This is a genomic window from Catenovulum sp. SX2 (assembly GCF_052056295.1).
GTDB lineage: Bacteria > Pseudomonadota > Gammaproteobacteria > Enterobacterales > Alteromonadaceae > Catenovulum.
The window spans coordinates 2,037,929-2,061,677 of sequence record NZ_CP182493.1 but is presented as its reverse complement, the minus strand read 5'-3'; the positions used below and the strand labels follow the sequence as shown (position 1 = coordinate 2,061,677).

Annotated in this window: 13 protein-coding genes; 11 read left to right on the top strand and 2 right to left on the bottom strand. The window is 41.2% G+C overall.

Going from position 1 to position 23,749, the window contains the following annotated elements; translation table 11 throughout:
• Nucleotides 1–52 precede the first annotated feature (52 nt).
• The 9 genes from ACMZOO_RS08595 (at nt 53) to ACMZOO_RS08555 (ending at nt 20,561) form a co-directional block, all read left to right on the top strand.
• Nucleotides 53–11,095, top strand: a complete 11,043-nt coding sequence (locus tag ACMZOO_RS08595; RefSeq protein ID WP_440906273.1) for a filamentous hemagglutinin N-terminal domain-containing protein — start codon at nt 53–55, stop codon at nt 11,093–11,095.
• 75 nt (nt 11,096–11,170) lie between these two features.
• Nucleotides 11,171–11,875 carry a SapC family protein gene (locus tag ACMZOO_RS08590; RefSeq protein WP_440906272.1) on the top strand — a complete coding sequence of 235 codons (705 nt, stop codon included), beginning with the start codon at nt 11,171–11,173 and terminating at the stop codon, nt 11,873–11,875.
• Between the two features lie 14 nt (nt 11,876–11,889).
• Complete coding sequence (locus tag ACMZOO_RS08585; protein WP_440906271.1) at nt 11,890–13,356, top strand: hypothetical protein; 1,467 nt, start codon at nt 11,890–11,892, stop codon at nt 13,354–13,356.
• A gap of 178 nt (nt 13,357–13,534) precedes the next feature.
• Nucleotides 13,535–15,448 carry a POTRA domain-containing protein gene (locus ACMZOO_RS08580; RefSeq protein WP_440906270.1) on the top strand — a complete coding sequence of 638 codons (1,914 nt, stop codon included), beginning with the start codon at nt 13,535–13,537 and terminating at the stop codon, nt 15,446–15,448.
• On the top strand, nt 15,432–16,109 hold the full coding sequence (locus ACMZOO_RS08575) for a sulfotransferase family protein (protein ID WP_440906269.1): 678 nt from the start codon (nt 15,432–15,434) through the stop codon (nt 16,107–16,109). Before ACMZOO_RS08580 ends, ACMZOO_RS08575 begins: the two co-directional genes overlap by 17 nt.
• A gap of 15 nt (nt 16,110–16,124) precedes the next feature.
• Nucleotides 16,125–16,376: a DUF2960 family protein gene (locus ACMZOO_RS08570; RefSeq protein WP_440906268.1), complete on the top strand. Its 252-nt coding sequence runs from the start codon at nt 16,125–16,127 to the stop codon at nt 16,374–16,376.
• Nucleotide 16,377: 1 nt separating this feature from the next.
• On the top strand, nt 16,378–16,953 hold the full coding sequence (locus ACMZOO_RS08565; RefSeq protein WP_016954551.1) for a tRNA-(ms[2]io[6]A)-hydroxylase: 576 nt from the start codon (nt 16,378–16,380) through the stop codon (nt 16,951–16,953).
• Nucleotides 16,954–17,586: 633 nt separating this feature from the next.
• Nucleotides 17,587–19,242 carry a hypothetical protein gene (locus ACMZOO_RS08560; RefSeq protein WP_440906267.1) on the top strand — a complete coding sequence of 552 codons (1,656 nt, stop codon included), beginning with the start codon at nt 17,587–17,589 and terminating at the stop codon, nt 19,240–19,242.
• Between the two features lie 14 nt (nt 19,243–19,256).
• Nucleotides 19,257–20,561 carry a toll/interleukin-1 receptor domain-containing protein gene (locus tag ACMZOO_RS08555; RefSeq protein WP_440906266.1) on the top strand — a complete coding sequence of 435 codons (1,305 nt, stop codon included), beginning with the start codon at nt 19,257–19,259 and terminating at the stop codon, nt 20,559–20,561.
• 284 nt (nt 20,562–20,845) lie between these two features.
• On the opposite strand, the gene metJ is transcribed toward ACMZOO_RS08555, so the two are convergent.
• Nucleotides 20,846–21,190: a met regulon transcriptional regulator MetJ gene (gene metJ / locus ACMZOO_RS08550; RefSeq protein WP_440906265.1), complete on the bottom strand. Its 345-nt coding sequence runs from the start codon at nt 21,188–21,190 to the stop codon at nt 20,846–20,848.
• 188 nt (nt 21,191–21,378) lie between these two features.
• Between metJ and metB the strand changes: the two genes are divergently transcribed.
• A complete protein-coding gene (gene metB, locus ACMZOO_RS08545; protein WP_016954547.1) occupies nt 21,379–22,530 on the top strand; it encodes a cystathionine gamma-synthase in 1,152 nt (383 codons plus the stop codon).
• Nucleotides 22,531–22,604: 74 nt separating this feature from the next.
• On the opposite strand, the gene ACMZOO_RS08540 is transcribed toward metB, so the two are convergent.
• Nucleotides 22,605–23,048 (bottom strand): energy transducer TonB, encoded by a 444-nt coding sequence (locus ACMZOO_RS08540; RefSeq protein ID WP_440906264.1) that lies wholly within the window; start codon nt 23,046–23,048, stop codon nt 22,605–22,607.
• Between the two features lie 239 nt (nt 23,049–23,287).
• Between ACMZOO_RS08540 and ACMZOO_RS08535 the strand changes: the two genes are divergently transcribed.
• Nucleotides 23,288–23,659: a BlaI/MecI/CopY family transcriptional regulator gene (locus ACMZOO_RS08535; protein WP_440906263.1), complete on the top strand. Its 372-nt coding sequence runs from the start codon at nt 23,288–23,290 to the stop codon at nt 23,657–23,659.
• The last annotated feature ends 90 nt before the right edge of the window (nt 23,660–23,749 follow it).

The window sequence follows — 23,749 nt, the reverse complement described above, 5'->3', positions numbered from 1 at the left end:
CATCCGTCCGCTGAGATTAAAAACATATTTGGCCAGACCAAGGATCCAAAAGATGAAAAATACTAATAAACGTACTCAAGCTAAAAATTCGCTCGCTCAACCTATCGCAAAATCTTCCATCGCTATTGCTGTTTCAACTGCCTTATGGGCATCCCAAGCAGGTGCTGCGACTACATCGTCACTAAATGATAGTGCGGTCAATAATGATGGTGGCGCAACTATTACTGGTGTTGGCGATGGTTCCACAACAGCTAATATTACTGCAAATACGCAAAATACTATCATAGATTGGGAAACTTTAGGTTTAGCCAGCGACGAAACGCTTAATTTTACCGGTACGACAGATTCAGTATTTTTAAATCGGGTAACAGGTAATGATGCTAGTTTGATGGATGGTTCTGTTAATACCAGCAATGTTGAAACGCTTATTTTTGTCAATCCAAATGGTGTGACTGTTGGTTCGAATTTTAATAACACAGGTGCATTAAATAGTAACCTGATGATCTCAACCAAAGATGTGTCTAGTTTGTCTGGTTATGACCAAGACGCTGCTGATTTTGGTTTGACTTTAACTGACAGTGGCAACAATGCTGACATTACTGTCAATTCAATTCGAGCAACGGTTAATGATGACAAGAAACTCAATATCGTTTCTGAAAACGACGTTATCATCAGTAACTCAGGCACAGGTACAGATACACTTGGTGCAAACTATTTAACCATTAGTGCCGATGGCAATGTCGATGGTTCAGCCGGTGCAATTGCGGCAGATGGTGAAATATCAATTAATGCGGGCGGCAATGTTGATATTGAGTCGGTTAAAGCGGGCGTTATTTATATTGATGCAACTGGTACGGTTAATGTAAATCAGTCTGCGGGTACACTTGAAATTGGTCAAATTGAAGGTTCGAGTATTAGCTTAACCAGTGTGCAGTCGTTATCTGGTGGGGCGGTTATTATCAATAACCCGATAACAGCAACTACGGGTTCACAGACAGGGCAAAATATCAGTTTTTCCGACGATGCAAACTTGATCACGGATGGCACAATTACGATCACAGCGTCTGATTCAGCTTCTAATAATTTAGAAATCGGTACCAGTGGTAACGCCATTGAAATTAATTCTGCCAGTGGTACTTTAACAACTTCGGGTACTAAAGTTGGTAACTTATATTTCACCTTAGACGGTGATTTAAACTTGGGTGATGTAACTTCATCTGGTGATATTCAAATCAGTGAAGCCAGTGGCGCAACTTCAACCTTAACCCAAACCGGCACTGTAACTTTAAATAAGTCGGCTGGACAAGAAATCACCCTTGATTTTGAAGGTGTTGATGTTGATGACCTTGATCCAACCGTCAGCAACGCAGCAGATTTAACCATAAAATCAAATGATCTAACCATTGCCGACACCATTGATGTATCGGGCCAAACTTTAACCATAAATGCAACTGGTACTATTACTGGTGAAGGTACTTCGGCAAGTGATTTTACTGCGGATACCTTAGTCATTACTGGCACAACTAATTCAGGTAGTTTTGATACGGATGTGAATAACCTGAACATGACTCAAGCTGGTAGTTTAACTATTAGCAACGACGGTGATTTGGTTGTAGGCGTGTCGAATATTAATGGCACAACCTCAATATCAACCAAAAACGCGGGTGATGATATTACTTTAGGTAATGCAGTCGCGGTCGCTAGCAGCGCAAGTTTAAGTTTAACCACGGCTGATACCACTGGCGTGGTGACAGTTAACGGTGCTGTGTCTGGTACATCTGGTACGTTGAATATTACAGCGGATAATGTTGATTTAAATGCGGCAATTTCCACTGGTACAGTGACTCTAGATACTGTCACTGACAATGCGGATATAGATTTAGGTAGTACCTCTGGCACGCTAAATTTAGATTCGACTAGTGTGACTAACTTAACTGCGGGCAGTTCGAGTAGAACTGTTAAAATTGGTGACGACAGTAACACTGGTGCTGTTACTGTGAGCTCAGCAATAAACAACTCAAATGTTGATTTAGATATTAACTCAGGCAATTTAACTATAGATGCAGCGGTAACAGCCAATAGCATAGACGCAGATGCTGCTGGTACGGCGGATATAAATGCGGCTGTTTCAACATCGGCAAATACTGATATTAATGCCACCGGCAACTTTGCTGTTTCTGGTACTGGCTCTATCACCTCTACAGCAGCTGACATCATAATCAACTCAGATGGCACAGTTACAACAGACGGCACCTTAGATGCAAACAACGATCTAACTATAACAGCTGACGGCGCTGTTGATACTAACCAAGCACTAACCGCAGGTAATGATACTAGTATCAGCACAACCACAGGTGCAGTCACTATTGATGCCGCTCTAACGAGCACAGGTGATGTGAGTATTAACACAGATGACAGCTCAGTTACCACTACAGCCAAAGTATCAGGTGCAGATTTAACTGTTACTTCATCAACTGGCGCAACCTTAATTACAGCAGTTGATTCTGCCGCGATTAACGCAGGCTCGGGTGACATCAGTGTTACCGAAGATGATGCAATTGCACTCAATAATATAGTCACCACTAGTGCTAACACTACAGCTGTTGCAATTACTGCAACTGCTGGTGGTATAACTTCGAACGACAGTACTTCCATTCAAGCTAGTGCTGGCGAAATTGCCTTAACTGCCGCTGCTGATATTGATGTAAATACCTCTGGTGGTTCAACCTTTAATAGTTTATCTGATGGTGTTGCCATTACCATTGATGCAAATACGAATACAGTAACTTTCACTGACGCTGTTGGTGGCGGTGATGATGTATTAACTGTGACAGGTTTAGATATACAAAATGCAACAGACTTAAACACAGGCGCTGATGCAATCACAGTAACTTCAGGTGATTTAACCTTATCTGCTTCTGGCACACTCACGGTTGCAGGTGCATTAACAGCAACAGATCATGTTAGTTTACAAGGTGGCACTGTTAGCTTAGCGGCTGTTACTTCCGACAGTGATACTGATTCAACAGGTGATATCACAATTGAAGCTGGTTCTGGCGGATTAGCGTTAAATGCGAATGTCACATCCAACAATAATGATATGGATATTCGTGGTTTATCCGACAGCAACACCATAGGTTTAGGCAGTGGTGCTGGTGATGTCAGCATTAGCCAAGCTGAACTAGATTTATTACAAGCTGGCACAGGTGTGATCACTTTTGGTAAATCGACAGGTGGTGCTGTAGATATTGATGGCGCAGATTTAGCGACCACAACTACACATCAAGGTGTTGATATTTTATCGGCAGGTGCAGTATCAATTGATAATGCATTGAATGTCGCAGATGACTTAGATATTGAAGCTGCTAGCATTAGCAATGGTGGTTCGGCTGTGGTTACTGCTGCGGCGTTAAACCTAACTACTACGGGCAACGCAGACTTATCTGGCAATAACGTCATTTCTGGCACTGTTACCTCAGATGTAACAGGCGATCTAACCCTAACCAATACAACTAATACTACCTTAGGTACAACCTCAGCAGCTAACTTAACTTTATCGGCTAATGGTACGGTAACAGACGCAGGTGTGATTAGTGTAACTGGCACCACAGATATTGATAGCTCAGCAGCCAATGGCAATGTTGATTTAAATAACAATACGCATAATTTAGCAACTTTGATTGTTGATGCAGGTACTGGCACATTAGATGTTGCTGAAACCGATGCATTAACTTTACAAGTGGATAATGCCGGTGCTGTCACCTTAGATTCAGTCGGTGATCTAACGTTAAATGCAGGTGCTATGAGCAGCTTAACCGTTACAACAGCGAGCTCAGTAACGGATGCAGGTGTCTTAACTATAACTGGTACGACTGACATAGATACCTCTGCTGCCAATGGCAATATAGATTTAAACAACAATACCCACAGCCTAGCAACTTTAGTGGTAGATGCAGGCACTGGCGCGGTTGATATAGACGAAACAGACGCATTAACGCTGCAAGTAGATGGCGCGGGTGATGTGACAGTTGATTCAGTTGGCGCATTAACCCTAAATGCAGGTTCAATGGCGAATCTGACAGTGACTGATGCTACATCAATTACAGATGCTGGCGCGTTAACAGTTACAGGTACAACCGATTTAGACACCTCAACCGCTAATGGCGCAATTGTATTAAACAACAATACACATAGTTTAAATACCTTCACAGCAGATGCAGGGGCTGGTGCAATTAATATAGACGAAACAGACGCACTTGATTTAGGTGATGTAACCACATCGGCATTAACCATAACAGCAGGCGGCGCAGTATCAGACTCAGGTACATTAACTGTATCTGGCACAACAGATATAGACACCTCATCAGGCAATGGCGCGGTGACCTTAAACACCAATACGCATAGTTTAAATACCTTAGTGGTTGATGCAGGTACAGGTAATCTTGATATCAACGAAACAGACGCATTAACCCTACAAGTAGATGGTGCGGGTGATGTAACAATTGATTCAGTTGGTGATTTGACCTTAAACGCAGGTTCAATGTCGAGCTTAACGGTAACAGCTGCTGATTCAGTCACAGATGCTGGTGTGTTAAGTATCACAAGTACAGCAGACATAAACACCTCAACTGCCAATGGTAATGTTGATTTAAATAACAATACACATTCAATCGGCACCTTAATAGTTGATGCAGGCACAGGTACACTTGATGTAGCAGAAACCGACGCATTAACTTTACAAGTGGATAATGCAGGTGCAGTGACAGTTGATACAGTCGGTGCATTAACCTTAAATGCAGGTTCAATGTCGAGCTTAACGGTAACAGCTGCAACCTCAGTAACAGACGCTGGTGCACTAACAGTAACAGGTGCAACTGATTTAGATACATCAACTGCCAATGGTGATGTAAATCTAGACAATGCAACGCATAGCCTAAACAGCCTAGCGGTTAATGCTGGCACTGGTTCAGTTGATGTCGATGAAACAGATGCAATTGCCTTGGGCAATATCACAGCGACAAACTTCACTGTATCAGCAGGTGGTGCGGTATCAGACACAGGTACATTAACTGTATCTGGCACAACGGATATAGATACATCTGCGAATAACTCAGCTATCACATTAAATACCAACACCCATAGCTTAAACAGCTTAATTGTTGAGTCAGGCACAGGTAATGTTGATATAGACGAAACAGATGCATTAACTTTACAAGTGGATAGTGCAGGTGATGTGACAGTTGATTCAGTAGGTGCATTAACCCTAAATGCAGGATCAATGAGTAACTTAACTGTCAGTGCAGCAACATCAGTAACAGATGCAGGTTCACTAACAGTCACAGGCACAACAGATATTGATACTTCAACCGCCAACGGCAATGTTGATTTAAGCAATAATACGCAAAGCTTAAATGTGTTCACTGTCGCTGCAGGCACGGGCACTGTAATGATTGATGAAACAGACGCATTAGATTTAGGCAATATCATGGCGTCAGCATTAACAGTAACAGCCGGAGGCGCAGTATCAGACTCAGGTACACTAACCGTTACAGGCACAACAGATATTGATACCTCAGCAGGTAATGCAGATATCACCTTAAATACCAATACCCACAGCCTAGCAACTTTAGTGGTAGATGCAGGTACTGGCGCGGTTGATATAGACGAAACAGACGCATTAACTCTACAAGTAGATGGCGCGGGTGATGTGACAGTTGATTCAGTTGGCGCATTAACCCTAAATGCAGGTTCAATGGCGAACCTGACAGTGACTGATGCTACATCTATTACAGATGCTGGCGCGTTAACCGTCACAGGAACAACCGATTTAGACACCTCAACCGCCAATGGTGCAATTGTATTAAACAACAATACACATAGTTTAAATACCTTTACAGCAGATGCAGGGACAGGTGCAATTGATATAGATGAAACAGACGCACTTGATTTAGGTGATGTCACCACATCAGCATTAACCATAACAGCAGGCGGCGCAGTATCAGACTCAGGAACATTAACTGTATCTGGCACAACGGATATAGACACCTCATCAGGCAATGGCGCGGTGACCTTAAACACCAATACGCATAGTTTAAATACCTTAGTGGTTGATGCAGGTACAGGTAATCTTGATATCAACGAAACAGACGCATTAACGCTACAAGTAGATGGTGCGGGTGATGTAACAGTTGATTCAGTAGGTGCATTAACCTTAAACGCAGGCTCAATGAGCAACTTAACTGTGACAGATGCTAATTCAGTCACAGATGCTGGTGTATTAAGTATCACAAGTACAGCAGACATAAACACCTCAACAGCCAATGGTAATGTTGATTTAAATAACAATACACATTCAATCGGCACCTTAATCGTTGATGCTGGCACAGGTACATTAGATGTAGCAGAAACAGACGCATTAACTTTACAAGTAGATAATGCAGGTGCTGTGACAGTTGATACAGTCGGTGCATTAACCTTAAATGCAGGTTCAATGTCGAGCTTAACCGTAACAGCTGCAACCTCAGTAACAGACGCTGGCGCACTAACAGTAACAGGTGCAACTGACTTAGATACCTCTGCAGCCAACGGTAATATAGATTTAAACAACAATACCCATAGTTTAGCTAGCTTAACCGTCGCTGCAGGCTCGGGGAATCTTGATATAGCTGAAACAGATGCATTAACTTTACAAGTGGATAGTGCGGGTGATGTGACACTTGATTCGGTTGGCGACTTAACCTTAAATACAGGTTCAATGAGCAGCTTAACTGTATCAGCAGCTAACTCAATCACAGATGCTGGCGTATTAACAGTAACTGGTGCAACCGACTTAGATACTTCAAGTGCTGACGGTAATGTTGACCTCAATAACAATACCCATAACTTAGCTAGCCTAACAGTTGCTGCTGGCTCGGGGAATCTGGATATAGACGAAACCGATGGGTTAACTCTACAAGTTGATAGCGCAGGAGATGTGACAGTTGATTCAGTTGGCGCATTAACCTTAAATGCAGGTTCAATGAGTAACTTAACTGTCAGTGCCGCAACATCAGTAACAGATGCAGGTTCACTAACAGTAACAGGCACAACAGATATTGATACTTCAGCTGCTGGGGGTAATGTTGATTTAAGCAATAATGTTCAAAGCTTAAATATCTTCACAGTTGCCGCAGGTGCAGGCACAGTATTAGTTGATGAAACAGATGCTTTAGACCTAGGCAACATCACAGCGTCAGCGTTAACAGTAACAGCCGGTGGTGCGGTATCAGATTCAGGTACTTTATCCATCACAGGCATAACAGACATTGATACCTCTGCAAATAATGCAGATATCACGTTAAATACCAATACCCACAGCCTAGCAACTTTAGTTGTAGACGCAGGCAATGGTGCGGTTGATATAGATGAAACGGATGCATTAACTCTACAAGTAGATGGTGCAGGTGATGTGACGGTTGATTCAGTTGGTGATTTGACCTTAAATGCAGGTTCAATGACTAACTTAACTGTGACGGATGCGGATTCTGTAACAGATGCAGGTGTGTTAAGTATCACCAGCACAGCAGATATTGATACCTCAACAGCTAATGGAAATATTGAACTAAGTAACAATACCCATAACATAGCTAGCCTAATTGTTAATGCTGGCAACGGTACACTTGATGTTGCAGAAACTGATGCATTAACAATGCAAGTGGACAGTGCAGGTGCAGTGACTGTTGATACAGTTGGCGATTTAACCTTAAATGCTGGTTCAATGAGCAGCTTAACAGTGACAGTCGCTAACTCAATTACTGATGCTGGCGCATTAACTGTAACTGGTGCGAGCAACTTAAACACCTCTGCGGCTAACGGCAATATAGATTTAAGCAACAATACTCACAGCTTAGATAGTTTAACTGTTGCAGCAGGCACAGGTAATCTAGATATCAATGAAGCAGACGCATTAACCTTACAAGTTGATAGCGCAGCTGATGTAACAATTGATTCAGTTGGTGATTTGACCCTAAATGCAGGTTCAATGAGCAACCTGACTGTGACCGATGCTGATTCTGTAACGGACGCAGGTGCCTTAACAGTTACAACAGCTGTGGATATAGACACCTCAGCAAATAACGGTGCTATAGATTTAGGCAATAATACCCATAGTTTAGCAAGCTTTGCCGCAAACGCGGGCACAGGCGCAGTTACTCTTACTGAAACTGATGCCATCAGTTTAGCGGCAATTACTGCCAGTACACTTGATGTTACAGCTGGCGGCGCAATTACCAGCACAGACGCGTTAACTCTGTCGGGCAACTTAACTGTTGATACATCAGCAGGCAATGCAGATGTAACATTAGATGATAGTGCAAATAGCTTAGCGGGTTCAGTAGCTGTTAACGCTGGCACAGGTACTGTCACAATTGAAGATACAACCGCACTTGATTTAGGCGCGATCACAGCTGGTAGCTTAGATGTGACCAGTGGTGGTGACCTAACAGATTCTGGCAATGTGGTTGTCGGCACTTTAGCCTTTGATGCTGCCGGTTCAGTTACTTTAGACTCTGTTGACTTAGATGTGTTGGCTGACTCAGCTGCACAAGGTAATGTTGCAATTACCACAAATGCGAACAGCAACGACACTTTAACTATAAATGACATTATCATCACAGACAGCTCTGCAACTGACGATGAAACTAGTTACACAGTCAGCATTAGCGAAACCCAAGGTAGCGCAGAATCAGAGCTGCTATTAACTGGTGATATCAAAGGAACAGATGGAAGCTCGGATTTATATCTAGGTAAAATTACCATAAATGCTGGTACCAGCAACGAACGCCAGTTAGATTCAGATGGTAACGCTCTGCTTAAAGCTAAAGCTTTTGCTTTAAGTGCTCATGGTAACATGGGACGAGATAATGCAATCGCGGTAGATTGGAAAGCGTCGACTGCTTCATCAGTTAATCGCCTGTCTATCAGTTTAGGTGATTTAGATGCGGTAGATATTGATAATAATGGCGACCATTCAAACAACAATAGTGACTTTGATGATGTTGAATTAGCAATTGATATCACAGGTTTTGATCTTGAAGACGAAAACAATCTATTAGGTGGTAGCCGCGAAATTGATATTAGTTTCACCACAGAAAATGCCACAGATACAACATCTAACCCAGATTTAGTTGATGCGGCAAATGATCAATTAGCTGGTAACTTCCAAGAATTAAACTACTTTAACCGCAATACCTTTAACTCTGTCAATAATCGTATTGACCAGTTAGAAGCATTACTCGGTGAAGGTTTTGATTCTAGCAGTAATCAAACAGTTGCCGCTTATATCTCATACCTAGTAAATGGTAGTGATGGCATCAACGGATTTGTTGATATTAATGGTGACTTAATTTCTGGTGGTATCAGTGCTTCAGCCTTCTTTAATGGCACAGATGGCTCGTACACTACTATCACCAAGTTAGGCAATCAAATTGCTTCCATCGCGACTTTCTATGAAGACGTATCTGATGATTCGGATACCAGCAATGATGTAGTTGCTAGCTCAGCTGACGGCTCTGACATAGATTATGCAGTGCTTAAATCATCAGTCCGAGCAGGTGATTTAAACAACGACTCAACTTCAGACACGCTAGCAAATGAAATCGCTGCGATTCAGTCAGACGTTGACCAAAACGAGTCTGACGCTGATTCGGCAATTGCCGCAGTACAAGCAGATGTTGATCAAAACGAGTCTGATGCAGACAGCGCAATTGCCGCAGTGCAAGCAGATGTAGACCAAAACGAGTCTGATGCAGATACAGCGATTGCAGCAGTACAAGCAGACGTTGACCAAAACGAGTCAGATGCAGATACAGCAATTGCTGCAGTACAAGCAGATGTAGACCAAAACGAAGCAGATGCCGACACTGCAATTGCCGCAGTGCAAGCAGACGTTGACCAAAACGAGTCTGATGCAGATACAGCAATTGCTGCATTGCAAGCAGACGTAGACCAAAACGAGTCTGATGCTGATACAGCAATTGCCGCAGTTCAAGCAGACGTTGACCAAAACGAAGCTGATGCAGATACAGCAATTGCTGCAGTTCAAGCAGACGTTGACCAAAACGAAGCTGATGCAGATACAGCAATTGCAGCGTTACAAGCAGATGTTGATCAAAACGAAGCTGACGCAGATACTGCGATTGCCGCAGTGCAAGCCGATGTAGATCAAAACGAGTCTGATGCAGACAGCGCAATTGCTGCAGTACAAGCAGATGTTGACCAAAATGAAGCTGATGCAGATACAGCAATTGCCGCAGTACAAGCCGATGTTGACCAAAACGAAGCTGATGCCGATACAGCGATTGCCGCAGTACAAGCAGATGTTGACCAAAACGAAGCTGATGCCGATACAGCGATTGCTGCAGTACAAGCAGATGTTGACCAAAACGAAGCTGATGCAGATACAGCGATTGCTGCAGTACAAGCAGATGTTGATCAAAACGAGTCTGATGCAGATACAGCAATTGCCGCAGTGCAAGCAGATGTTGACCAAAACGAAGCTGACGCAGATACAGCAATTGCTGCCAATGCAGCTGCGATTGCTGCGGCAGATGCAACTGGTGCAGATAACAGCATGAAACTAGCTGCATTAGCTAGCTTCACTGTCGAAGATGATGTTATCACTGCGACTAGCATTAACAATGATGTGAGCTTAGCGTCAGGCGGTAGTGCAGGTAGTTTATCTGCAAGTGTTACTGACATTGCAAGCAGTGCGGCGAGCAATGCAACAAATATTGCAGCCAACAGCACGGCAATCGCTAACAACGCTACTGCAGCAGCTAATGCTCAATCTACAGCGAATCTTGCAAATGCCAAAGCTGATGCAATAGCTGATTTCCGAGTTGGCCAAGGCGATACTACCACCGCAGCGACTACAGTTGCAGAAGTTCAATCTAGTAGTGTAGTGTTAAAAGCTGTTGATGCTGGTAGCGCGACAGTTGGTGACGAAACATTGGATGAATTAGGCCAAGATGTGAAAGATATACAAGACGATACTTCTACAGGTAACGGCTTCTTAGATTTCTTCCGCAAATTATTTGGTAACTCAGACTCTGAATAAAGGGTCACTCGTCGCATCTTTGAGGGGCATGCAGCTTGCCCCTCAACACTCATAATAAAAACAGAGGAAGGCATAATGGAACTTGGCATTTATCAAAAAATCGAAATTTTAAATAAAGATCAGCACTTCAACTTAAAAGTAAATCCGCTTGAGGGATATCAGTTCAGTCAAAATCTACGCGAATGTGTCGTGACAGCAGAAGAGTTTTTCGAATGCGCAAAATCTTTGCCTATTTTGTTTACAAAGAACGAGCAACAAAGGTTTGTCGCTTTTGCTCTGCTCGGGATAAAACCACAACAAAATGTCTTGTTAGATGAAAACGGTCAGTGGCGTGCAGGAGAATATGTACCTGCGTTTATTCGCCGTTATCCATTTGTCTTTGTCCAAGAGCAGCAGCAACTTATGCTCGCATTAGATGCAAGCTCACCGAGTTTAAGTCAACAACAAGGGCAAGCTTTATTTACCGATGACGGTAAAGCAACCGATTTTACCCTTAATGTTATGAATTTTATGAAGCAATATGAATCAGCTTGTCGTAAAACTGAAAAAATTATTGCTCAACTGGATGAATTAGATTTGTTGGAAGATGCACAAGCGCAAATGAATTCAGGTGGGAAAAAATATCAGATTCAGGGCTTTAAACGTATCAACGAAGATAAACTCAATCAATTAACCGACGAGCAAAAGTTACAGTTAGTTAACTCGGGCGCATATAAATTGATTATTGCTCACTTAATGAGTTTAGGTAATTTTAAAAAGCTATCTGTATTAGCAAATTGAGATGGAGTAAAACTATGCAACAAAGCTCAAAGCTTTTTCAGCCAATAAAATATGGCGCGTTTGCACTAGCTAGCCTGATACTTGCTGCTTGCTCTAGCTCTGAATCAGCCAAAGATCAGGTGAAAAATCAATACACATATCTTGCCGAAGATGCCGTTATTATTGGTTTATCTGTGGTTGATGGTATAGGCAATACAGCTACTGAAATTTCGCCGGGAGAATATCAGTTTGCTGAAGGTGTAACGCCAGTTGCCCCAGTAGAATTTACTAGTCGCAATACTGACACTGACGCTTTTTTAACTTTTCAAGATATTGATGAAAGTGGCGATTTATCTGAAGCGGACATTTCCTACAACGCTGGTTTTGAATTGCAATTTGTCCCAGAAGCAGACCCTGCAACAGGCCAAGTTTCTTTGTTTGCTAATCCGATAGTTGCGCTGATTCCTGCAACTGGCATTCCGGCTGATGGAATCGGCGGTTTGCCACAAGCAGTGGTACAAGAAGCTTTAACTCGAGGGGTAAAAGCTGCCTCTACAACTAGCATTGAGTTAAACGGCGAAACCACCACAATTAAAGATGTTATTGCCAAAACTTCAGCTAAGTTGACCGCGGTGCAAGAAGTTATTGTTGCCAAAGAAGGTTTAAAAGTGTCGGCAGGCAACAAAAACTCACTAAATTTATTAAAACAAGCTATTGGCTCAAATACTGGTAGTTTAGTGACAGATACTGGCCTCAGTGACTTTTTAGCTGCAGCAGTAGATTCGTTAACACTGGATAACGACAGCAAAGATTTGGTCAAAGAAGCGGCTAAACAAATCGCTGCGACTATTGCCGCGTCTAAACTTGGCAGCAGTACGCAAAAAGTCGTGTACGAATCTGTGATTAAAGTGGTTCAAAGCAGTGTCAGAACTACAACCACCACACAACAAGTGACCACATTAATTACTGCTACAACAGTAAAATCGAGTGCTGAAGGTATTAATACATCAATAAAGTTAGCTGAACAAGTGCAGCAATCAGGTGGTAAAACTGCATTTATCAATTCACTCTTATTAGTGCCAGTACCAGGCAATGAAGGTGAATTGATAACCAACTCAGTTGCCGGTTTTGAAATGACTTTTAATGCGACAACTAACCAAATTACCTTGGCGGCTACAGGTGCATCTTTTGATGGATTAGTGTTAGCTTACAACGCAGATTCTGCTGTTTATGCTGGTGTATCCGGTAATCAGGCGGTATTTGTCAGTTTAAGTGCTAATGCAGAATTTTTATCTGGGTTTGACCTTGGCAATGTGCGTTTATTAGCAAGTTGTACTTTTGATTTTGACTTAGGCTTATGCGGCACAGACAACCAAGATATGGGCATTTATCCGCTCGCTACCAAAGCTGAGTTTTGTGCGGCTATGGACAGTGCTTCACCGAGCGAATCGTTTTTGCAAAACTTAAATGCGAATTATGGAGAAAACTGTCCCGCGCCATAAAACAGCATCTATCCAAGACTAAATAGCTAATGGCACAAGGTGGTAATGACTTTGTGCCTTCTTTTCAAAATATTACCTTAAATAATCTACAAAATTGTTCAGCTCACGATTGAGCAATTGTTGAATAAATGTTTTACTTTCGTTTGCGCTAACCATAAAACAATAATCAGGGAGTCATATGTATTTACGCCAATCTGCGTTTAAATTGACTGCAGTTGTATCAGCAATTTTTTTTAGCTTTGTATCTTTATCTGCTTATGCCAATACCATTCAAAAATTACAACAAGACCAGCAAGAAAACTCTCAACAAAATCAAGACAACTTAGATAAACCAACGGATATTCAAGAACTTCAAATAGACCAAAATATCCAGCGTGAAGGCCAATCGCAATTAGCACAAACGGTTAAATTTCAGCTCAACAGCATAAGCGTAAAGGGCAATACTTTACTAAAAAACGAACAAATTATTCCTATCGCTAAACCTTATGTCGGAAAAATGGTTACCTCGGCTGATTTGCAAAATATTGCCCAGCAAATCACCCAGATTTTTCACCAAATGGGTTACACAACTTCACGCTGTGTTGTGCCTGCACAGCAAATAAATAATGGTGTGGTGGTTTTACAAATTGAAGAAAACCGCCTAAATCAAATTCAAATTATTGGTGAAAATAGTTTTGAATATGACAAAAAACTCTTCTTACGCCATTTAAACGATTTAACCGGTAAGGTGATCCATGCACCAACGCTTAAACAGCGTTTATCACGCTTAACTTTTTTACCCTCTGCGCGTATTACCCCGGAACTAAAAAGTGTTGGTTTTGGTAAAACGGATTTAGTGCTTAAAATTGATGATATTCAAGCAACCAAAGCTATTTCACTTTATAACAATGCTTCACGTTTAACTGGTGATAAACGTTTAGGTTTAAGTGGCTTGTTTGTTAATCCAACTGGCAATGGCGATTATTTACAGTTGGGGGCAACAATAGATCCGAGTGAAACTGCAAATTTCTCATCGTTAACCGCTAAATATGTCATGCCGTATGGTGACGAGGGTGGGCGACTCAGTGCACAATTGGCCGATATCCGTTATCGAGTGTCGGATGATATAGTTGATTCATCTGTTTTTGAAATTGGTGGTCAAAGTCGATTGTTCAAGCTATCGATTGAGAACCCATTAGAGTTATGGCAAAACAGCCAATATGTATTGGGTATTGAACATAAAACTACGTCTAATGAGCAAATTCAGCATGTGAACTTTAGTGAATTTGTTCCTGTGGTTAATCTAGATGAATGTCCAACTGGACAAATTGTCACGCAAGATTCAGTTAATTTCTGTCAGTTTGACGATGCTGATTTGCTTGCCGGTTTTAAATGGTTAGACACAGAAGAAACTATAGTTATGTTATCTGCCAGTTTATCCAGCTCGTTTAGATACAAACTCTTTGACACTGTAGCTTTTACTAACGTTAACATCAAAGTAAATAAAGCGCTAGAAGGTGCATTTGGTGGACTAACTCAAGCACAAATCGAAGATAAATTTAAAAACAAAAATGCACAAACGAATGGTGGCGAAATTCGCACCTTAACTGGCCCGGTTGGTAACGATAGTTTAATGCAGGCTGATTTTTGGAAAGCTTATTTAGACCTAACTCATTACAGCCGAATTAACGACAAGCAAAATTTATTGATTGGCGGCCATTTTGAATTCACCCCAGAGAAGGCTATTCCAGGTTCATACAAATATGGTGGTGCAGATTCAGGTGTCTGGGGCGGGGATATGGATATCGCTTGGCAATATGTGTGGACAGATAAACTGCAAACAAAGCTAGGTTGGCACAGTGAATTTGCCATGAACTTTGTTTCGGACAAGGATTATCCTGATACAGATGGTGATGGCAAAGTTAAACACTTAACTTGTGGAATTAAAGAAGTAGAGGTTAACGCTTATTTTAGCTGCTGGGTTCACTACCCATATGTGCAGTTAAGTTACGACTATAATCAGCATAGTTTTTCTGCAACCGCACGCACTAAACCAAAAGATTTTGAATCGCGCGATAAATCTCTGTCGTTGGGTTATGTCTACCGTTTCTAATTCACAGGACAAAATTTTTGTTATTGGTTTACCACGCACAGCAACAACTAGCCTGTGCGTGGCAATGTTAGAGCTAGGTTTTAAAACCGCACATACAGCTTTTACTGATGATGCATTTGCTCAGGCTCAAGTAATAGCTGATGCGCCGGTATTTACCGATTTTGCCAAATTAGCCAGTATTTATCCTGACGCGAAATTTATCTACTTACAGCGAGAGCTCGACAATTGGTTGCCGTCTATTCAGCAACTATTATTGCGCATGTACAAAAATATCGTGCGCCCAGATGGAGGATTTAATCCGCATTTAAAGCGTGTATATCAAGATATATTTCAACCATTTACGCTCGAAAATATTAATGATTTAGACTTTTTGCGTGAGTGTTATGTGAACCATCAACAACAAGTACAATCCTGTTTTGCGCACGAGCCGCAGCGGTTATTGAGCTTAAATATTGCCAATTCAGGTAGTTACCAACAGCTCATTGCTTTTTTGCATCAGCAGCATTTGTTAAAATCAGATCCCCCTATCGCGCAAGCGAGTTTTCAGCCAATCAATATGGCAGGCAAGGTGACAGCCTGGCAACAAATTCGCCATGCCAACAAAGTTGAGTCGACAAGGTTGGGTAAGGTCGATAAACTTGCCTTCTTAACTGATAACTAAGGCTTAGAGATAGTTATGGCTGTTCGAAAAATTTGTTATATCTTCAACAAAAAACCGAAACAAATTAGTTTCGCCTACGACAAATTTAAAGATATGCATGAAGCAGTTGCTGCGGCAGAAAATATTGATTTAACTGCTTTTTTACGCATGGAACAGCAAGTTGCTGCCACCAGTAAAACCTCTGCAGCAGTTAAAAATTACCGCGAAGAATATTTTAAAAAATTAGGTTTTGAGCAAATACAAATGCTCAAAATAGAAGACGAATAATATGTTTGAATTGAAATACGATACGCCTTTTGAGTGGACTGAAGCTGTTTTAGCTGACTTTGATACCTTTTTACAAGATCACGCTGCGGCTGAGAAAAAAGCCTCTGGTATGGCTGTTTCTATGTTATCGCATTACCCTGACCGCGAAAAATTGGTGCGCGCTATGGCTGATCTAGCCATTGAGGAAATGATCCACTTTAAAGAAGTGATTAAAATTTTATACGGTCGTGGTGCTACTTTAGGTAATGATCAAAAAGACCCTTATATCCACGAAATTCGTGCTTTGTTTCGCAAAGGCACTGATGAGTTTTTTATTGATCGTTTGTTGGTAGGCGCTGTGATTGAAGCCCGTGGTTACGAACGTTTTTCGTTAGTTGCCCAAGCTTTACCGGATGGTTCACCAGAGCAAGATTTTTATCAACAAATTGCTGATTCTGAAAAAACGCACAAAAACTTGTTTGTTGAATTGGCTTATGAATATTTTGATAAAGAAACCGTTGATACTCGCTTAGAAGAAATTTTAATTGCTGAAGCTGAGATTTGCGCTCGTCAGCCTTTTAGGGCGGCATTGCATTAGCTTTTAACTTTTGCGAGCGGCCATGGACTGGCGAAAAGCGTTTTTAGAAAATTATGCTTCCAATGGGCTGTGTAGCAGAGACTTCCCGTTTAATTACTTCTGTTGCGCTGCTTGGTGGGGGCAAGGAAATCACCAGGTAAATGGAGTATTGTTCGCAAAATCGCTTCAAGGTCGTCCGTGACTCGCTCGCACAAAACTTCCATGTTTTGTGAAGTTTTGCTCACAACACATCCATTCACTAGCCTCTACATTTTTATGGCTGTTTGAATGTTGAGGAACTAGGCTAAACACTTAGCCGCGCCACAATAGGTAAAAAGAGCTAGAGCAATAACTTAGAGCAAAATTTCTTTTTCATGGATGAAAAAGCGAAGCGTACAAGGATGTATTCACAGCGGTTTTGCGAAAGTTATGCTCTCGCTCTTTTGGATATATTGCATCTTACTAGCAGCGTTTTTAGAAAATTATGCTTCCAATGGGCTGATTGCACGGACTTACAGCACTAGCTATAACAAATGAGATATTTCGCACCCCGATTGCCTCGGTGTTGGATTGTATTTGCACTTATAAAAAATAGTTTTATTAATACCATCAATATCTTATACTTTTGTAGGTTAGCTACAAGAGTATTGGAATATGGAATTAGAACTAGTAATAGGGGTAACTGGACATCGCAATTTGCCGAAAAATTCGCAAGTTGAGTTACAACAGAAAGTTACAAAATATCTAACGGCAATAACCGAGCAGTACCCTTTTTTGCAACTACGCATAGTAACAGGTATGGCCGTTGGCGCTGATTGGTTAGTTAGCCAAGTGGCGCTAGAAATGCAGCAGCAAGGTTATAATATTCGAACCACTGCTGTATTGCCTATGCCGCTGGCTATGTATAAACAAGACTTTTCACCACGCGAGCAAGCGCTGTTAGATACTTTATTAACACAAATAAAAGACCAACAAGGGCGTGTTATTCATCTAAACCCGCAAGTTGAGCGTGATCTGTGTTACCAAAACCTCTCAAGCTATTTAACCAATAAAAGCGATATACTGCTGTCGCTGTGGGATTTACAAAATAGTGATGCGCCAGGTGGCACAGCCTTTACAACAAAAATGGCTTTTTCGCCGCAGTATCGAATGCATCACCTAACGCATAAAACAGTGCAATGGACGCAAGATACTAGTGTGCCAACTTATGTGATCCCGGTTGAAGGGCAAGCTGAAGGCTACTTAACCAGTATTAAACCTATTAGTTTACAACCAGCTATCCCAAAAACGCTGGTAGATTTAATCGCGCAATTGAGCAAATTAGCAAAGGCGTTAGCGACCAGTGAACAAAACAGTTTATTGCCTTTGAATAAACTGTCTGCCAAAGAAAGTGCAAGCGCGGATCAAGATAGAATATCTGAGCACTTTGCTCATTTTGACCGTTTGGCAAATTTTACTCAGCAACAAGTTAAACATGCTCACTACACAGTAGCTGGGTTAACCGTGCTCATTTCCTTGTTATTTCTGGTTTTTGCCAAAATATTGCCATCGCTTATTGTGTTATCTGCTTATGTCATCACTTTTGTACTTGGGTTTATTTGGTATAAGTGGCGCAATCCAAACAAAATTAAAGCCAATTACACTTTGTATCGGGCAATTGCTGAAGCCTTACGTATTGAATTTTTTTGGCAACAAAGAGCGCTTATCGGTGACAATGCTAGTCAGTCGGTTGCTAATTCCATCCCAGCAAATTTTTCAGCCAAACAACAAGTTGTGAAAAAAGTGCTCAAGCAAGCGAGTTTAGCCGGTAGTAGTGCAGGCTGTGAATCTATTAATTTAACTGATTTAAAGTCTATCTGGTTGCATGAACAATTGGCCTATTACCAAGCTGCGCACGCTAAACTGACAAAGCAGCACAAATGCAGCGAATGGTTGGTCAAATTGTCGATATTTATTCCTGTTGGACTGTTATGTTTGTTATTTATTCCTGTGTGTTATCAATTTTTAACCACTCAAGAATGGGCTGGGGTTGAGGTAAAAAATTGGCTGGTATTTACCAGTGCCTTGTTGCCGCTATCCGCCGCAGCGGTGGAAATGATGGCAAATAATAACTCAGTTAAAGAGTTATTAACCCAGTACCAGTCGAGCGCGAAACTCACCCAGCAAGCGGTAGATATACTCGCAGGTTGTGAGAACGACTGTCATGCAAATAAAGTTTTGTTAGAAATTGGCCATGCGCTGTCGCTGGAACACTTTATTTGGGCGCAGACAACTCAGCAAAAAGAGCTATCTGCAGCCCATGGTGGTTAACAAAGGACTGACGCATGTTTGATGCATTTATTAGCCACGCTAGTCGAGACTATGACCTAGTCGCCGAGCTTGTTGAGTTTTTAGAAGAGCAGCAACTAGTGTGTTGGTTAGCACCGCGCAATATTCCAGCTTCGGCGCATTATGGCGCTGAAATTGTTAAAGGTATTGAACAAAGCCAGGTACTGGTACTGGTATTAACTGAGCATTCGAATCACTCTAGTGCTGTGGCAAAAGAGGTTGAACGAGCCTTTAGTAAAGGTAAAAAGATTATTCCGCTGCGTTTGCAAGATATAGCACCGAGTGCAGATTTAGAATTTTATATTTCAAGCTGCCAGTGGATTGATAGTCTTGAATATGCCACCCAGCAAAAAAGCTGGTATCAGTTGGCTGAACAAATTAAAAGCCTACCAAATGCAGCTACTAGCAAACCAGCTAACTCAGCCTTACCTAACCGCAAAAGTAAAAAATCACCTTCGCACTGGTCGACAGCAATAATTGCAGCGGCAGTATCTGTGTTTGTATTGGTCATGCTGTTGCTATTTGCTGGTTGGAAAGTTGAACCGGTAGATGAACATTTGGTTGAAGTAAAAACAGCACAAAATACCAGTGTTGAACCACAAGCTGCGGTAGATGATCCACATTTGTGGTTAAGCCAAGGGCAGAAAAAACTGCGCCAATTAATTATGGATGCAGACTTAGAAGGCTTAAATACGTTTTTGGCAAATAAAGATAACCTAGCGCTGTTAACCGACAGAGAAGCTGAATTGGGTTTGCCTTTGTTGTTGGATATGATCAAATTGAAAACGACAAATTTGGATAAAGTGTTACAAGCTTTAATCGACAAGGGACATTTTGATCCAAACCAGCTCTTTACTAGCTACTCAAATATGCCGATGGAAGAGGTTTATTATTTTTGGCCAGTACAGCAAACTTATTTGCTTAACCTGGCTTCTGTTTACGAACGGCTTGGTACTTTTTCTGTTTGGCAACAGCATGTTGAGCAACAATTTGGCTATAAGCTGCCAGAGCAGTGGCAAGCTCAATATCAAAAATCGCAATATCCAAGTGATATTGAGAACTTATACAACTCAAGCTCAGGCAAAGTGACTTTTACCGCTCAATTGTTCAGCCATTTGGTTGGTAATCAGTCTGTATTGGCTGTGTTGAATAAACAGCCGAATATAACCGCGAGCACTATGTTGTTGTCAAATGGGGTAGAAATTCCACTGAGCTCAGACAATTGGCAATGGATCACTCAAGTTCAAATGCCAGATAAAAACTGGTATTTAATCGAGCAGCAGGAAAAGGCTGTTCAATAAATTGATTCGAAGAATTAGTATTGTATTTAGTTGATATTTCTACGAGGAATATGTAGTCATGTGCACAGTTTTGCAAAATGTTGTTAGCCTTCACCTGGTTGTTTAACGACTCTTAAAATTTGTATGTGCTTGGGCAATAATCTAGAGCAAAATTTCTTTTTCATGGGCGAAGCTAGACCGAAGCACCGCTTCGCAGCTTGCTGAGGTGGAGCTACGGAAGGCGACAGGGCCTGCCCTTCATGGATGAATAGTCTACTCAAAATTAGATTGTGCCCACAAGCCCACTAATCCTCCAGCTCATCTTCCTCTTCAAACTCAATGCCCATTTCTGTCATTATCTGCCTAGCTTCGGCTGGAATACGATGCACTGCATCTTTGGCTAAGTCTTCATCGGTTGGCAGGGGTTGGCCGGTAAATGCGTGTAAAAACGCTTCACACAATAACTCACTATTGGTTGCATGTTTAAGGTTATTTATTTGTCTGCGGGTACGCTCGTCGGTTAAAACTTTCAAAACATTGGTAGGAATAGATACAGTGATCTTTTTAACTTTTTCACTCTTTTTGCCGTGCTCGACATAAGGGTGAATATAGTTTCCATCCCAAATTGTTGGGCCGTTACGTTTTGTCATTGTTATTCGTACCTAAATTTTAAATTATGCCCAAACAAAATGGTCATTGGGTAAGTTGGTTATAAAGTATATAATGTAAAAATTTCCGCAATACAGGTCAAATAAGATAAATCACTTGACCCATATAATGCATAACGATACATTTTAGCCGTATAGACGTCTAAAATAAACCCAAAGTAGCAGAATTTATGAGCAAAAAAAATTTAGCAACCATCGCAGTACGTGGTGGTATTGAATCGGATGGCCAATATAACGCCGTTGTTCCACCAATTTATTTATCAAGCACCTATGCGTTTGAAGGTTTTAACCAAAAAGGCCCTTACGATTATAGCCGTTGTGGCAACCCATCGCGCGACATTTTAGCTAATACACTAGCCGAATTAGAGCACGGTGCACATGGTGTAGTTACTGCAACTGGTACAGCAGCTATTCACTTAGTTTGCCAATTATTGCGTCCAGACGATTTATTAGTTGTACCACACGACTGTTACGGTGGCAGCTATCGATTATTTGTTAACTTGGCGCAACGTGGTGCGTTTAAACTGCAAGTTATCAATCAAACTAATCAACAAGAGTTAGATGCGGCTTTCGCGGCTAAACCAAAAGTTATTTGGGTAGAAACACCAAGTAACCCATTATTGCGCATCAGCGACTTAAGCGATATTTGTGCACGCGCTAAACAAACTGAAACTCTAGTAGCAGTAGACAATACTTTCTTATCACCTGTATTCCAACAACCACTTACTTTAGGTGCGGATATTGTTGTACATTCAACCACTAAATACATCAACGGTCATAGCGACGTTGTTGGTGGTGTTGTGGTTACTAAAACCAAAGAGTTAGGTGAAGAGCTAGCTTGGTGGGCAAACTGTATCGGTATTACTGGTTCAGCATTTGACAGTTATATGACTTTACGTGGTGTACGCACTTTAGTTCCGCGTATGAAGCAACACCAAGAAAACTCATTGGCTTTAGTTGATGTATTAAAAGATCACCCAGCGGTAGATAAGGTATATCACCCAAGTTTACCAAGCCACCCTGGTCATGAAATTGCCAAAAAACAACAACATGGTTTTGGTGCTATGTTGTCGTTTGAATTAAAAGGCACAACTGACGAAGTCACGCGTTTTATCGACAAGTTAGAACATTTCAGCCTAGCTGAGTCGTTAGGTGGTACTGAAAGTTTAGTTTGTCACCCGTCTACCATGACACACGCCGCTATGGATGAAGCCGCGCAATTAAAAGCTGGTATTACTCAAACATTAGTGCGTTTTTCTGTTGGTATTGAAGACAGCAGCGAACTAGTTGCCGATGTAAAACAAGCGTTAGATGCGCTGTAGCTTGTTCGTTGAATTAGAGACCTCAAGGTTTTGTTTATCAGAGGTCTCTAATCACACCTAAATGAAAAGTCAGATTAATTTCCTCTAACTTGAATTTTTTCAACGTTGCTAAAATATGATGTAGCAGGTTTATCTGTCAGCGCAAATTCAATAGCAACGTAATTGTTACGGATTTTTTTTACTGGTCGGGTATAGACCCACTTTTGAACGCCTAATATTGCACTGGCATCAAAAAGTCCATCGTGGTCAGACGCTGCCACTTGAATATCAGATACATTGCCATCTATTTCAATGCTGAAGCTTACTAATACAGTCCCTTCGATACCATTTTTTACAGCGTACTGTGGATAAGTTGGCAAAGCTCTTTTAATCACAGATACCGCCACATGTTCAGGGGAAACCGAATTGGCCCCTGCACTTTGAAAAGCGATTGAGCTAAATATTAGTAAAATTGCACTAGGCGCAAGCCGCCAAATACGATTGAAACTATCTTTATAATTATTTAAGCGTATCTTCATGTTTTCTAATCCTTAATAATGATGAATAAGAAATGGTCTTTGTTAGTGTCAATAAGGGTTACTATTTAATCTTTTGTTTCAACTTTTTAGTTCCGACAGTACAAAGAATTACATTTGTAATCTCATTATAGATTACAAATGTAATCTATAATGTCAAATATTTAATTAAAGCTTGTCATTGTTGGGGATATATGTGATTTTGATGTCAATGATTACGTATGTAATTTTATGGGGAGCCGATGGAAGTAAGTAGAGCTGAGTATGAAATATTAAACGCTATATGGTTAAACTACCCTTGTAGCGCAAAAGATGTTGTTGATAGGCTCAACGAGCAAGATTCTTGGCATGAAAAAACAGTCAAAACTCTACTCGGGCGATTGGTTAAAAAAAGAGCGATTAAGTTTGAAAAATCCAGCCGTTATTATTTGTATTCCCCTTTGATTGCCAAAGAAGAATACATAATCAAAGAGAGTGATAACTTTTTAAAAAGACTATTCGATGGCAAGCTATCGCCATTGGTTGCCAGCTTTGCTAAGTCTGAAAAACTCACCCAAAGTGATATTAACGAGTTAAAGAAAATAATTTCTGATTGGGAGCAAAAGAATGATTAGCTGGCTCATAGAGCAAAGTGTAGTAATGATCCCTTTGTTACTGTTTTTTGTTTTATTTCAGCGACTCGGTTTTAAAAAACTCGGAGCTAG